Raw genomic sequence first — 15322 nt, forward strand, 5'->3', positions numbered from 1 at the left:
TTATGAAATTAATTTATTTTTCTTCAGAATACGCAATAAAGATTCATGACAAAATAATCGAAATTTCTGGTGGGCATCCTGGAATTAAAAATTTTGGAAATATCGATAGCCCTCTTCATCATATTCAAAACGATGACTACTATCCAACGTATGAAGAAAAACTTAGTCATTTGATTTTCTCCTTTAATAAATTTCACGCTTTTAATGATGGTAACAAACGTACTTCAATTGCAATAGGAGCTTTTTTTTTAGAAGTAAATGGTTTAGATGTATTTACCAACAAATTTATCATTGAAATGGAAAATATTGCTGTAACAGTTGCTGATAATTTAATAGAAAAAGGCCTACTGCAAGAAATAATAACAGCAATAATTAACGAGGTTGATTATAGTGAAGAGTTGAAATTAAAAATTATAAATGCTCTTCGTCTGGTAAGAGATGATGCCGAGAAAATAAATTTAGGCATCGATTTTTACAAGGATGTTTTCTAAAAAAGGTTATCAAAAAACCCCTGCTTACCTAGCCCCGATAGAAGTGGAAATCCTTTTGCTTTTTCCTTTAAAAAGCAAAAGATTGCAACGGATAGCGGGAAATAGCTCCAAATAAAAATTCTATTGCTTATTTTTGCAGCAAATTAAACTGAATTATGTTACAGAATCCAAAAAGATATACCATTACGGCGGCATTGCCTTATACAAACGGACCCATTCACATTGGGCATTTGGCGGGTGTTTACGTGCCTTCGGATATTTATTCCAGATATTTAAGATTGCAGGGAAGAGATGTCGTGTTTGTTTGCGGAAGCGACGAACACGGTGTGGCGATTTCGATGAAAGCCAAAAAAGAAGGCATAACGCCACAGGAAGTAATCGATAAATATGATGGAATTATTCGTAAATCGTTCTCGGATTTTGGAATTTCGTTTGACAATTATTCGAGGACTTCAGCTAAAATTCATCATGATACGGCTTCGGAATTTTTTAGAAAACTGTACGAACAAGGCGATTTTATCGAGGAAGTGACCGAGCAATTGTATGATGCCAAGGCCGACCAATTCCTCGCAGACCGTTTTGTGGTTGGAACTTGTCCACGCTGTGGCAACGAAGAAGCCTATGGCGACCAATGCGAAAAATGTGGTTCGACTTTAAACGCTACGGATTTGATTAATCCAAAATCGACCATTACAGGAGAAACGCCTATTTTGAAATCGACAAAACACTGGTTCTTGCCTTTGGATCGTTATGAAGATTTCTTGAAAGAGTGGATTCTCGTGGGACATAAAAATGACTGGAAACCAAATGTTTACGGACAAGTAAAATCTTGGATTGACGGCGGATTAGAGCCTCGCGCAGTAACTCGTGACCTTGATTGGGGAATTGATGTTCCCGTTGAAGGTGCCGAAGGAAAAAAATTATATGTTTGGTTTGATGCGCCGATTGGCTATATTTCTTCCACGAAAGAATGGGCTTTACGCGAAGGGAAAGATTGGGAACCTTATTGGAAAGATCAAGATACGAAATTGGTACACTTTATCGGGAAAGACAATATTGTTTTTCACTGCATCATTTTTCCAGCGATGTTGAAAGCCGAAGGAAGTTATATTTTGCCGGACAATGTTCCTGCAAATGAGTTCTTGAACTTGGAAGGAAACAAATTATCTACGTCCAAAAACTGGGCAGTTTGGTTGCACGAATATTTGGAAGAATTCCCGAATCAGCAAGATGTTTTGCGTTATGCATTGACGTCGAATGCGCCAGAAAATAAGGACAACGATTTTACCTGGAAAGATTTTCAGGCGAGAAATAACAATGAATTGGTGGCTGTCTTTGGAAACTTCATCAATCGTGTCGTGGTTCTGACCAATAAGTATTATGAAGGAATCGTTCCAACGCCAAACGAACTTTCAACAGCGGACGAGACTATTTTGACCGAATTAAAAGCCTACCCAGCCGTGATTTCGAGTTCAATAGAACGTTACAGATTCCGTGAGGCTTTGGGCGAATTGATGAATGTGGCCCGATTGGGGAATAAATATCTTGCCGACGAAGAACCTTGGAAAATGATAAAAACAGATCCTGCTCGTGTACAAACCCAAATGTATGTGGCTTTGCAAATTGCAGCTGCTTTGAGTTCACTTTGCGAACCTTTCTTGCCATTTACCGCAACAAAATTGTCAAGAATTTTAAAAATTGAAGATAAAATCGACTGGGAAACAGTTGCTGATAATTCGGATTTAATTCCTACTGGACATAAAATTGGGGAAGCCGAATTGCTTTTTGCCAAAATTGAAGACGAAGAAATACAAAAACAAATCGACAAATTAGAAGCCACGAAAACTGCTAATTTAGTCGAAAATAAAGTTGCCGAACCACAAAAAGAATTGATTCAGTTTGATGATTTTGCCAAAATGGATATCCGTGTGGGAACGATTCTCGAAGCAGAAAAAATGCCGAAAGCCAATAAATTGTTGATTTTGAAAGTAGATACCGGAATTGACGTTCGCACGATTGTTTCGGGAATTGCCGAAAGTTTCAAACCTGAAGATATTATTGGAAAACGAGTGACAGTATTAGTGAACTTAGCACCAAGAAACCTTCGTGGCGTGGAAAGCCAGGGAATGATTCTGATGACGAATAACGCCGAAGGCAAACTGGTTTTTGTAAATCCGGATGCGGATGGTGTTGGGAATGGGGAGACGATAAATTAAAGAAATTAGTTTTTTGTAATAATTAAATTATAAAAACTAACTCTTTCAGAGTTTTAACATTCTTAAAGGCTTTTGTCTTTACTGACTAAATTAAGTCGTTTTATTAAAAACGATAGTTAAAATCGTTAATTTTTTCGAAAAAATCGAAGTTATATTTTTTTAAATGATAATATATTCTTTATTTTACTTGAATATAATATTTTTAACGAAAAAATCGTAAAATCATGCTAATCCGTTTTGTTGTTAGTAATTTTATGTCTTTCAAAGAAGAGACAGAATTTAATATGCTTCCTGCAAAAGGTAACGGATCAAAACTATTGCAAAATCATATAACAAAAACAAAATCTGGTATTGATGTTTTGAAAACTGCTGCTATATATGGAGCTAATGCCGCAGGGAAAAGTAATCTAATCAATGCTATTGATTATTTTAAAAGTATTGTCTTTAATGAAGAGTCATTATTAGTTCCGCAAAGTAAAAAATTCAGAGTTGATTCATCTTATAAAAGCAAACCGACAACATTCAGAATGGAATATGAATATATGGGTATTCATTTTGATTATGCAATCGAAATTTTTAAAGGCAAAATAAAGGAAGAATGGTTGTATCAAATTGAATCGGTAAAAAAAGGAAAAGAAAAATTATTATATAAAAGAATTGATAATGAAGTAGAGTTCGGGGATACCTTTAAGAATTCTAAAGATCTGAGCTATATTCAAAAATATTTGAAAAAAGAATTAAAAGACACCGAATCTGTACTTGATGCTTGTTTTGGCGTAATTGATGACATTGATATATTAGATACCGTCTACATTGGTTTAAGTAAACTGACAATTGTTACCCCATTTTCTAGGAGCTATCATTATTCCGAATCTATTTTAACAGGAAACAAATCTACAAAATTTGCAAAAGATTTATTAATTAACAGCAAAACCGGTATTGAGGATTTAATAATAAAAGAAATTGATGCAGATGTGTTTTTTAGTTACTCTGATGAAGATTTTAAAAAAGAAATGATTGACGATTTAGAAACATCTCTTGATAACAGAAAAGACAAAACAACGAACGTTGTTTTAACATTTCCGTTTAATTCTCAAGTAAACGTTTTGAAAAAAATAGGAGAAAAATATTTTGTTTCAATACTAAAAACTAAGCACTTTAATTCGCCTGATCTATTTGATTTTGATGAAGAATCTGATGGAACTAATCGACTATTTGAACTATCGCCAGCATTTGAACAATTAATACACGAAGGCAATGTTGTATATATTATCGACGAATTAGAACGAAGTATGCATCCATTATTAGCGAAAGAGCTATTAAAAATGTATTCATTAAACTCAACTTCTAAAAGTCAATTAATCTTTACAACTCATGAAAGTCATTTGTTAGACAATAATTTATTACGTAGAGATGAGATTTGGTTTACTGAAAAAAAATCTGATGGAAGCACTGAATTTTATCCATTAAGCAATTTTAATCCTCGCGGAGATAAAGTTTTAGAAAGAGGATATTTAGAAGGTCGATATGGAGGAATTCCATTTCTAGGAGATTTTTCAAAATTAATTGTTGAGGAAAATCAGATATAAAAATGAATCGTAAGAGATATACAATAGACGATTATAACAAGAAAGAATCCTTTGAGGATGCAACAAAATTCTTTATTGTGTATGAAGGAGAGAAAGAACTAAAATATTTCGGAACGTTTAACAATTTGTTTTTTGAACCTAAAAAAGCAAGTATTCTCCATGTTCTTGAGAAAGACACAAACGTCATTGGCTCTCAACCAAAAAAATTAATAGAAAGAGCTAAATCATTTATTGAAAATCCTCCAAAAAACATATTAGTAACGCCCTCATCAGAAGATAAATTTAGATTTGTACTTGATGTTGATGAACATCCGATTCTAGAATTTTCAGAATTAAAACAATATTGTGAAAGTCTCTTTGATGCGAATTTGTTTATAAGTAATTTTTGCTTTGAAATTTGGCTGTTGTTTCATTTAGAAGATCAAAAAAATATCAAATGCACAAACAGTAAAGAGTCAAAAACTGAACTTGGGGAAAAGCATACAAAATCAAAATTAAAAAACTATCCAAAAGGTTATTTAACCGTAGAATATATTTCAAAAGCTATAGAAAGAGGTATTGATGCAGATTTAAACAGAAATGATTTCTTTCCAGTTGAAAAGTCGACAAAAGTATATTTATTAATGCAAGAATTATTACAATATTCAATACTTAATAATCCCGTAGAAGACCCGAAAATCTTATAATATGAACCTAAAAGTAATCGCTTTCGATGCAGACGACACCTTATTTATCAACGAACCTTATTTTCAGGAAACGGAACAAAAATTCTGTGGTTTAATGGAAGATTATTTATCACATCAAGGGATTTCGCAGGAACTTTTTAAGGTCGAAATTGACAATTTAAAAATATATGGTTACGGAATCAAGGCCTATATTCTTTCGATGATCGAAGCCGCTATGAAAATTTCGAACAATACAATTCCTGTTGAAGTCATTGAAAAAATCATAGAATACGGAAAAGAATTACTTGAAAAACCCATTGAATTATTAGACGGTGTCGAAGAAACTTTAAACGCTTTGCACGGAAAATACAAACTCGTTGTTGCAACCAAAGGCGATTTATTAGACCAACGCAGGAAATTACACGATTCGGGTTTGGGACATTATTTTCACCATATTGAAGTGATGTCTGACAAACAGGAAAAAGACTATTCGGATTTGATAAAACGTCTAGATATTCAACCTTCAGAGTTTTTTATGATTGGAAACTCACTAAAATCGGATGTTTTACCGGTTTTGGCTATTGGCGGACACGCCGTTCATATTCCGTTTCACACTACTTGGGCACATGAAAGAATTGACTATAAAGTGGAACACAAAAATTTCAATACTTTTGAAAAAATGATCGATGTTTTGAAAAGACTGCAATAGCGAAACCCTTTAAAAAAACAAATTACTATCCAAAATTTAGAAATAAAAGCTTAGCCAATTTGATGGCTAAGTCTTTAAATTGTGCTTCTCTAATCAAAATCATCCCTAAGATTTATAAAAATAATTTGAAAAACTCTTATTTTTTTTAATTTTCATTAAAAAAATTAACTTTTAACGTGTTGTAATAAAGAGTTTTAACTTCATAAGCCACCTTTTTATCTGTAAAATAAAAAATAAATACTTACATAATTTACAGTTTAAATATTTTTTTTTAAATATTGTGATGTATTTTTGTCGAAAATTTTAATTAAGAAATTATGAAAAAAACCCTACTTACTTTAGTTTTTGCATTCGCTTTAAACACTTTAAGCGCACAAAGTGAACTTGTAAAAAACAATACAAATGAGTTTAATCATTGGTCTATCGAATTGACTGGTGGTTTTAATAAACCACAAAACCCCTTAACACGTGGTTATTTTACTTCAACAATTAGCCCTTTTACAGTCGAATTAGGGACTCGTTACATGTTTAATAATAAATTTGGTTTGAAAGCCGACTTTGGCTATGTAAGCATAACCGGAGAGAACAAATCAAAAGATTTTGGATCCAAGTATTACAGATTTGACTTGCAGGCTGTTTCCAACTTGGGAAGAATAATGAATTTTGAGACTTGGACTAAAACCATTGGTTTATTAGGGCATGCCGGTTTTGGTGTAGCACAACTAAACGACGATAATTCTTCTTTGACAGACAAAGTGGGCAATATTATTTTTGGGTTTACCGGTCAAATTAAATTGAGTAATAAAGTCGTGTTAACTGGAGATATGACAACCATCCTAAATGCTAAACAAGAGAACGCTTTTGATTTTGCAAGTAAAACAAATGAAAAAGGATTCAACGGAAATACTTTGTTTACAGGAACAGTAGGTTTGACATTTTACTTGGGTAAAAACGCAAAACATGCTGACTGGGTTATCGAAAATGATGATAGATTTGCCGCAATTAATGCAAGATTTGTTGCTGTTGAAAATAGAATGCTAGACACCGATAAAGATGGTGTGGCAAATTATTTAGATGAAGAAACTGATACACCTGCTGGAGCAATGGTTGATACTAAAGGACGTTCAATTGATAAAAACTATAACGGTGTTCCTGATGCAACAGAAGCTTACGTAATGAAAAATTACAGTAGCAAAACTGATAATCCCCAAGTTTTAACCAATAATGATCAGATTAAAAGCACAATCAACAGTGGTTATGTTTGTACTTATTTTGACTTCAATGTATCTAAACCTAACAATACTTCTACAGAAGGTATTGATTTTATCTTGACTTATTTAAGAAACAATCCTACTGCTTCTGTTGATATTATTGGACACGCTGACGAAGTAGGAAAATCTGCTTTCAACGACAAATTGTCTAATGCTAGAGCTACCAATGTTAAAAATATTTTGTTAAAAGCAAACATTAATCCTTCAAGATTAAATGTTATCGCCAGTGGCGAAGACAATTCAGTTGATAAAGATTCTGATGGCGCCAGAAAATTAGTTAGAAAGGTTACTTTTATGGTAAAATAAACGGCTCTATTTATTCCGTAAAAGCCCTAAAGGAAATTTCCTTTAGGGCTTTTTTATTTTGGCTCTTTCAAAAAAATTAATTACAAACTTAAAATTCGTGACTACAAAAAATTAAAAAAATAGCTGTATTTTTGAAGACAAAAATTTTAAAAAACAGTGAAAACCCTTTTAGACCTGGAAAACTGGAACCGAAAAGAACACTTCTTGTTCTTTAAACAAATGGAAGAATCTTTTTTTGGGATTAACACAACCATTGATTGCTCGAAAGCATATGAAGCCGCAAAACAACTGGGAACCTCCTTTTTTGTGTATTATTTGCACAAAACAATTGCTGCCGTGAATATGATTGAATCTTTTCGATATCGAATAATTGATAATGAAATTTACATCTACGATACAATTGATGTCTCGGCAACATTAATGCGGGAAGACAAAACTTTTGGGTTTTCATTGATTGAATATTCTTCTGATTTTGATGTTTTTGCAAAAACCACATTCCAGGAAATTGAAAGAATAAAAAACACTTCGGGACTCTTCACCAGAGAATTTCCAAGCGATAATTTGATCCATTTTTCGGCAATACCGTGGATAAATTTCACATCACTTTCTCATGCTAGAAGCTATACTTTTCCGGATAGTTGCCCTAAAATTTCTTTTGGAAAAATGATGGTTGACGAAAAAGGAAAAAGAACAATGTCGATGTCGGTTCACGTTCATCACGGTTTGATGGATGGGTATCATGTAGGACAATTTATAGATTGTTTTCAGGAATTGATGAACGATTAATTAGCAGATAGCAATTTTACAGTGATCAGTAAAATAAAAATCGCAGTCTGCGAACAAATTATTGCTGCAAACTGCGATTGTAAACTGAAGATTATTTTATTTTCCTAAAAGAAGAACGTCATTTGCGACAACTTCGGTAATGTATCTTTTTTCTCCGTTTTTATCGTCGTAACTTCTGTGGGTAAGTTTTCCTTCAATGGCAATTTCTTTGCCTTTGGTCACATATTTTTCGATAATTTCGGCAGTTTTACCCCAGGCTACAACTTTGTGCCATTCGGTTTGTTCCACTTTTTCTCCTTTGTCATTTTTGTAACTATCGTTTGTGGCGATGGTCAAATTAGCTACTTTTTTTCCTCCATCAAGATTTTTGATTTCTGGATCATTTCCTACGTTTCCGATTAATTGTACTTTGTTTCTCATTGCATTCATGGCGTGTAAATTTAAATTGTTAGTATACTTTTTGTTGAATTGTTCGTTCAAATCAACAGGGCAAAGATGCGATGACTCTAAAAATTTATTCGGTTGATAACTACTTACTTTCGGTTGTAACTGTTTGTAACCGTTTGTAATTGGAAATTAATGTATATATTTGATTGATTTTAACAGAATTAATTTCTGGAATGTGCGAATACTTTTCAAAAAAGCAACTAAAAAAGAATGATTAATAAAATACTGAAATTTACAGACCTTCATTTTGGAGAAGAAAATAAACAAAAAGTATTGGAAACCGTAAAATCCAATATATCTTTTAGAGGTTCAAACCTGTGGATTTTAGCTTGTGCGATTGTTGTGGCTTCAATAGGATTAAATGTAAATTCGACAGCGGTTATCATTGGCGCAATGCTTATTTCTCCGTTAATGGGACCAATCATAGGAGCTGGATTTGGTCTCGGCATATATGATTTCGCATTGCTAAAAAAATCATTAAAAAACCTTTTAATTGCTACTATAGTTGGTTTAATTGTTTCTACAATGTACTTTTATTTAAGTCCATTCAAAGAAACACAATCTGAATTATTATCAAGAACTTCGCCCAATATTTATGATTTATTAATTGCTTTTTTCGGCGGACTTGTAGGGGTAATTGCCATCACAAGAATTGAAAAAGGAAACCCAATTCCTGGAGTCGCCATTGCAACTGCATTAATGCCTCCCTTATGTACGGCAGGATATGGATTGGCTATTGGAAACTTGAAATTCTTTTTTGGAGCGCTATTTTTATACGCCATAAATTGTGTTTTTATTGGCATTTCAACTTTTTTAATAGTGAAATATTTAAAATATCCAGCTGTAAAGCAAGTGAATGACAAACGTCAAAAACAAGTAAAATATGGTATTTCAATCTTAATTGTAGCATTAATGTTGCCAAGCATTTACTTTGCTTATATGCTGTATAATCAAAAACAATACAACCAAAAAATAGATCTTTTCATTAAGAATGAATTCGAAAATAAAGGATATACCGTTCTTTATAAAAAAGTAGATCTTAATAAAAGTCCGAAAAAAATCGAATTAGCTTTCTTAAGCAAGAAACTTAACAAGGAAGATATTAAAATGCTTAATCAAACCCTAAATGACAATTATATCAAGAATGCCGTACTTAAAATTCGGCAGGACACAACTGATATAAAAAGACTTATTTTAAATCAAATCCATTCTGAAAAATCTGATTTGAATGCAAAAGACATTAAAATATCGCAATTAGAAAATGAAATTGCAGCTAACAAATACAACAATAAGGCTTTATTAGAGGAGATAAAAATCATTTTTCCTGAAGTCGAGAACATATCCATTTCAAATCATACCTATAATAAAAATACCGATAGTTCTTATGTTCATCCTGTTTTGATTTACAAAAGCAAGAACAATTTGACTGAACCATCAAAACAAAAACTACAAATGTGGTTACAAAAAAGGCTCTCAAAAGAAAAAATAGAAATTTACAGACAAGAAACAATTTGATTTAAAAATTTGATTTAAAAATTATAGTAATACAATGAATACAGTGAACCTCGAAAAACTAAAATTTCCAATAGGAAAATTTCAAAAACCAGATTCAATAACAGATAAAGATTTAAAAATCTGGATAGAAGTCATTCAACTTTTTCCAATTAAAATTAAAAACCTAACCGCAAAACTTTCTGTCGAAGAATTGAATTGGGTTTATCGTCCTGAAGGCTGGTCGATAAAACAAGTGGTACATCATTGTGCTGATAGTCATATGAATAGTTTTATCCGATTTAAACTGGCTTTGACCGAAGATACTCCAACCATAAAACCATATGAAGAAGCTGAATGGGCTGAACTTGCCGATGGCAATTCAGACGATATTTCCCCTTCCATTCAAATCATCGAAGGAGTACATACCCGTTGGGTTTTGCTTCTGAAAAGTTTTGGAGAAAATGAATTAAAGAAAAAATTTATTCATCCGGCTAACAACAAAACATCTTGTTTAGACGAAATAATTGGGCTTTATGCCTGGCATTGCAACCACCATTTGGCGCATATAGAACAAGCCTTATTGCACAAAGGTCAATTTAAAAAATAAAAAACTATGACTAAAACCTGTCTGGAATGTGGAGACAAAATTGTGGGTCGCGAAGATAAAAAGTTTTGCAGCGACGGTTGCCGCAACGCCTACAACAACAAAATAAACAAAGACAGCACTAATTTTATGCGCAACGTGAACAATAAGTTGCGCAAAAATTACCGAATTCTTTCAGCCCTGAATGTCGATGGAAAAGGGAAAACCACCAAATCAAAACTCTTGAGCAAGGGTTTCGATTTTGAGTTTTTTACCAATATTTTAGAGACCAAAACAGGAAATACCTACTTTTTTGTTTACGACCAAGGCTATCGCGCATTGGAGAATGATTATTATATGCTTGTCAAAAAAGAAATTTAGACCCCAAAACCTACTAATGATGAAAAAAGATTATTCACCACTTTTATCCGTTTTGTTTATCCTCGGAATCCTTGGATCTATTTTCTTCACATTGATGCCACAATGGACATCTGACGATGAAGTTCCACTTTCGGAGTTTTCTACCAAAAGAGCATTGGAACAAGTAAAAAATATTTCTAAAGAACCTCATTTTGTGGGTTCAGAAAATCATGATGTTGTTGCTAATTATTTGACAAAAGAACTGCAAAAAATGGGTTTGGAAACTTCCGTTCAGGAAGGTTTTGCTTTTTCTGATTGGGGAACATTGACAAAATGCAAGAATATTTTGGCACGAATAAAAGGAACAAACAGCGACAAAGCCTTGCTCCTACTTTCGCATTATGACAGCGCACCACATTCTGCTTCACACGGCGCGAGCGATGCAGGTTCAGGCGTTGCGACAATCTTGGAAAGTGTCCGTGCCTTTATTTACAATAAAACACCGAACAAAAACGATATTATCATTCTATTTTCGGATGCCGAAGAGTTGGGATTGAATGGTGCTGCGCTTTTTGTCACCGAACATAAATGGGCAAAAGAAGTAGGTTTAGTATTGAATTTTGAAGCCCGCGGATCTTCAGGTCCAAGTTATATGTTAATGGAAACCAATGGAGGAAATGCCGGATTGGTTAAAGAATTCGCTGCAGCAAATCCAAAATTTCCAGTTTCAAATTCGCTAATGTACAGCATTTACAAAATGTTGCCCAACGATACTGATTTAACTGTTTTTAGAAAAAACGGCAATATTCAAGGCTACAATTTTGCTTTTATAGACGGTCATTATAATTATCACACGGCTCAAGATGACATCAATCATTTGAGCAAAAACACTTTGGCACACCAAGGAGAATATTTGATGCCGTTGTTAAATTATTTTTCGAATGCCAATTTAAGCGCGACACAAACCACCGAGGACGATGTTTATTTTACGATTCCTTTTACTTTTATAAGCTATCCTTTTAGTTGGGTTTTGTCAATGGTAATTATCGCTTTTGTACTCTTATTAATTTTAATATTCATAGGAATTGGCAAGCGAATTATAATCGGCAAAGAAATTTGGAGAGGATTTATTCCGTTTTTAGGTTCGATAATCGTTTCGGGATTAATTGCCTTTTTTGGATGGAAATTGTTACTGAAAGTCTATCCTCAATACAATGATTTACTCAACGGATTTACCTATAACGGACACGATTATATTGCGGCATTCGTATTTTTGAGTTTGGCCATTTGTTTTGCTTTTTACCAACGATTCTCTTTCAAAAAAGTAACGATGAACCATTTCGTTGCGCCATTATTTATTTGGATTCTCCTCAATGGATTGATTGCCTTCTTCCTGAAAGGCGCAGGGTTTTTGATAATCCCCGTTTTTGCAGGATTGATTATGTTGGCTTCATTTATCCTTACCCAAAAGTCCAAATGGATGCTGAATCTTGTATTGAGTATCCCCACATTGCTGATTATTGCGCCATTTATTCAAATGTTTCCAATAGGTTTGGGTCTGAAAGTGCTGTTTGGAAGTGCCATTCTAACCGTGTTTCTATTTGGTTTATTGTTGCCGGTTTTTGGCTCATTTAGACGAAAAGGAATGTGGTCGTTACTGTTGTTTCTAGCTGCAATTGGCTTTTTTGCAAAAGCACATTACTATTCTGGTTATGAATTGGGCAAAGCCAAATCAAATAGTTTAGTCTACATTCTGGATGCGGATAAAAACAAGGCAACTTGGGCAACTTATGACACCAATCTTGATCAATGGACTAAAACCTATTTAGGCACGAATCCAAAAGATGCCCAAGATTTAAACTCAATTTCTTTACCAAGCAAGTACAATTCCGGGTTTACTTTTATGGCTGATGCGCCAATGAAAGAACTAGCGAAACCAACAATTGAATTCTTAAAAGACAGCGTTGTTGGTGCAAATCGCTATTTGAAAATCCAAATTACGCCCAACCGAAAAGTAAATCGCTACGATGTTTTTGCCAATGAAGATTTAGACATTCAAAATTTCAAAGCAAACGGGATACTTTATTAGGGCAAAAAGGTTCCAAATACGAACGAAAAGGCAAGAAATTGTTGAGCTATTATGTGGTGGATCAACTTCCGCTAGAAATCGAATTTAGTATTCCGGCTTCAAGCGTTTTAGATTTGGATTTGATGGAAAGCTCTTTCGATTTGATGAAAAATCCCTTGTTCTCGATGGCAAAAAGAGCCGATTGGATGATGCCAACACCATTTGTGCTGAATGATGCCGTGATTATTAAAGAGAAAATAAAACCAAGTGCGAAAATAGTTGAAGTTAAACCTTTGAACTCCAAAATTCAATATGCTGAAAAAAAGATAGCGTAACGGTTGTTGTTAAAGACAGTTTGAAAACTCCATAATATGTGATCACAAATTGTGATGACATATAAACAGTAGAAATAGAATTTCAGTAGGAAAATATTGATTATATTCGCTGAAAAATCATTTCCATTTTATATGCAAGTAGCAACTTTACAATCCAAAATATATGATATTCGAGGTCAAAAAGTCATACTTGACTTTGATTTAGCAATTCTTTACGAAGTGGAAACTAGAGTTTTGAATCAAACCGTTAAAAGGAATATTAAAAGGTTTCCTGTCGATTTTATGTTTCAGTTATCAGATGATGAATATATTTCTCTAAGGTCACAAATTGTGACCTTAGAGAATGTTGGTCGTGGTAAGTACAGCAAATACTTGCCCTTTGCTTTTACTGAACAAGGAGTAGCAATGCTAAGCGGAATTTTAAATTCGGATGTAGCAATAAATGTGAATATTGCCATAATGCGAACTTTTGTCATGATAAGAAGATATGCTTTGGAACACAAAGAATTCAGTGCTAAATTATTGGAAATAGAAACCAAATACGACAAAAAATTTAGTGATATTTATGAAGCCTTAAATTACCTCATCAAAAAAGAGGAGAAAGAAGTAGTGCAAAAGGAACGCAAACAAATTGGCTACAAAAAATAATACAAACTCAATTTCCAATGATTCAATTTCAAAGGCAAATTAATAATTATATTAGCTGAAAATATCAAAGCCTTTTATGGCACAAAGCCAAACCAAATTGGGTGGATTGGAGCCATTTTATGGCTAGTATAAAAACGAGTTATGCGTCAGTTTAGAGCGACACGAAAAAAATGAAAATAATTGAATGGAATTGCCAAGGCGCATTTAGAAAAAAGAACAACAAAATTTTGGCATTAAAGCCTGATATTTTAGTTGTTACTGAATGTGAAAGTGAAGTGAAACTTGAATTTGGAAAATCAACAGAAAAACCAAACGATTTTTTTTGGTACGGTAATGGACATAAAGGTATTGGAATATTTTCATATTGCGACTACAAATTTGAACTTTTAAAAGAGTTCAACCCAAAATTTAGTTACATAATTCCTTTAAAAGTTTCTGATAAAAAAAGTTCTTTTCTTTTATTTGCAATTTGGGCAAAAGACAACGTAGAAAATCCAGAAATTGGATATATTACACAAGTTTGGTTAGCATTAGAATACTATTCTAGACTATTAAATCTAAATTCAATTTTTATTGGCGATTTTAACAGTAACCAAATTTGGGACGATAAGCATAAAGTAAATTACAATCATACCGCTGTAGTAGAATTTTTTAAAAGAAATGACATTTTTAGTTTATACCACGAACAGAATAAAGTAGCTCACGGTCAAGAAAAAGAGCATACTTTCCATATGTATCGCAAAATTGAAAAGCCATATCATATTGATTATTGCTTTGCTTCATCTGAATTTTTAAAAACAGGCTTTGATATTCAGCTTTGTAAACCAAATGAATGGTTAGAACATAGCGACCACGTTCCGATGATTATTCAACTGAACAAACCCCAAAAAAAAATGGAACTAAATAATTCACTTTTAGACAACATAATTCACAAAACCAACAAATTAAATTCATTGACTATTACAAAATTTGACAAAATAATTAATCAAATTAAAACAAAGGCGACTAAATATGACTTCAAACAAAAGCAAGAAGAAAAAATGGAAATTTTTGAAGCAATGGAAAGAATTATAGAAATAGATAAACACATAACTGAATTAATAAAAAACGGCTACTAAGAGGCGTTTCACAAGATTTGGGTTTCAGGCTTAATTTAAAGTTGGTCTTGTATTTGAAAATTTTGTGTTTAACCGAAAAATAAATGTTAATTTAGTCCCAAACCCCATTTAGTACCGGGACGTCAAACTGTCTAAAAACCTTCCTTTCCAATGTTTATTCTTTTGTATTAAAAATCGTTCAAAATATTTGGATAACTCCTTAGTTTTCTTTATCTTTAAGCAAGTATTTATCGCTT

Annotated in this window: 15 protein-coding genes; 14 read left to right on the top strand and 1 reads right to left on the bottom strand. The window is 33.0% G+C overall.

The annotated features are described in order from the left end of the window. Window positions 1-2 precede the first annotated feature (2 nt). The 7 genes from IR213_RS00895 (at window position 3) to IR213_RS00925 (ending at window position 8033) form a co-directional block, all read left to right on the top strand. Window positions 3-491, top strand: a complete 489-nt coding sequence (locus IR213_RS00895) for a type II toxin-antitoxin system death-on-curing family toxin (RefSeq protein ID WP_194310427.1) — start codon at window positions 3-5, stop codon at window positions 489-491. Window positions 492-646: 155 nt separating this feature from the next. Beyond that, complete coding sequence (metG, locus tag IR213_RS00900; RefSeq protein WP_194310428.1) at window positions 647-2707, top strand: methionine--tRNA ligase; 2061 nt, start codon at window positions 647-649, stop codon at window positions 2705-2707. A 254-nt stretch (window positions 2708-2961) separates the two neighbouring features. Next, complete coding sequence (locus IR213_RS00905) at window positions 2962-4296, top strand: AAA family ATPase (protein ID WP_194310429.1); 1335 nt, start codon at window positions 2962-2964, stop codon at window positions 4294-4296. Between the two features lie 2 nt (window positions 4297-4298). Then, window positions 4299-4982 carry an RloB family protein gene (locus IR213_RS00910; RefSeq protein ID WP_194310430.1) on the top strand — a complete coding sequence of 228 codons (684 nt, stop codon included), beginning with the start codon at window positions 4299-4301 and terminating at the stop codon, window positions 4980-4982. A gap of 1 nt (window position 4983) precedes the next feature. Continuing rightward, complete coding sequence (locus IR213_RS00915; RefSeq protein ID WP_194310431.1) at window positions 4984-5670, top strand: HAD family hydrolase; 687 nt, start codon at window positions 4984-4986, stop codon at window positions 5668-5670. Between the two features lie 317 nt (window positions 5671-5987). Next, window positions 5988-7247 carry an OmpA family protein gene (locus IR213_RS00920; protein WP_194310432.1) on the top strand — a complete coding sequence of 420 codons (1260 nt, stop codon included), beginning with the start codon at window positions 5988-5990 and terminating at the stop codon, window positions 7245-7247. A gap of 156 nt (window positions 7248-7403) precedes the next feature. After that, entirely contained in the window at window positions 7404-8033 is a 630-nt protein-coding gene (locus tag IR213_RS00925) for a CatA-like O-acetyltransferase (protein ID WP_194310433.1), read from the top strand. Window positions 8034-8129: 96 nt separating this feature from the next. Here IR213_RS00925 and IR213_RS00930 read toward each other — a convergent pair whose 3' ends face one another. Further along, the gene (locus IR213_RS00930) at window positions 8130-8462 is read right to left on the bottom strand and encodes a single-stranded DNA-binding protein (RefSeq protein ID WP_194310434.1); all 333 of its coding nucleotides are present in this window, start codon (window positions 8460-8462) and stop codon (window positions 8130-8132) included. A gap of 228 nt (window positions 8463-8690) precedes the next feature. Here IR213_RS00930 and IR213_RS00935 point away from each other — a divergent pair, with 228 nt between their 5' ends. The 7 genes from IR213_RS00935 to IR213_RS00960 all read left to right on the top strand — a co-directional run bounded on the left by IR213_RS00935 (window position 8691) and on the right by IR213_RS00960 (window position 15086). After that, entirely contained in the window at window positions 8691-9995 is a 1305-nt protein-coding gene (locus IR213_RS00935) for a TIGR00341 family protein (protein ID WP_194310435.1), read from the top strand. Window positions 9996-10029: 34 nt separating this feature from the next. Continuing rightward, complete coding sequence (locus IR213_RS00940) at window positions 10030-10581, top strand: YfiT family bacillithiol transferase (protein ID WP_194310436.1); 552 nt, start codon at window positions 10030-10032, stop codon at window positions 10579-10581. Window positions 10582-10587: 6 nt separating this feature from the next. Beyond that, entirely contained in the window at window positions 10588-10938 is a 351-nt protein-coding gene (locus IR213_RS00945) for a hypothetical protein (RefSeq protein ID WP_194310437.1), read from the top strand. 16 nt (window positions 10939-10954) lie between these two features. Beyond that, window positions 10955-13006, top strand: coding sequence for a M28 family peptidase (locus IR213_RS00950; RefSeq protein ID WP_317173103.1), 2052 nt, complete (start codon window positions 10955-10957; stop codon window positions 13004-13006). 38 nt (window positions 13007-13044) lie between these two features. Then, entirely contained in the window at window positions 13045-13320 is a 276-nt protein-coding gene (locus IR213_RS16520) for a hypothetical protein (protein ID WP_317173104.1), read from the top strand. Window positions 13321-13452: 132 nt separating this feature from the next. Next, the gene (locus IR213_RS00955) at window positions 13453-13968 is read left to right on the top strand and encodes an ORF6N domain-containing protein (RefSeq protein ID WP_194310438.1); all 516 of its coding nucleotides are present in this window, start codon (window positions 13453-13455) and stop codon (window positions 13966-13968) included. A gap of 170 nt (window positions 13969-14138) precedes the next feature. Then, window positions 14139-15086, top strand: a complete 948-nt coding sequence (locus IR213_RS00960) for an endonuclease/exonuclease/phosphatase family protein (RefSeq protein ID WP_194310439.1) — start codon at window positions 14139-14141, stop codon at window positions 15084-15086. The last annotated feature ends 236 nt before the right edge of the window (window positions 15087-15322 follow it).

This window comes from Flavobacterium soyangense, from assembly GCF_015277675.1.
GTDB lineage: Bacteria > Bacteroidota > Bacteroidia > Flavobacteriales > Flavobacteriaceae > Flavobacterium > Flavobacterium soyangense.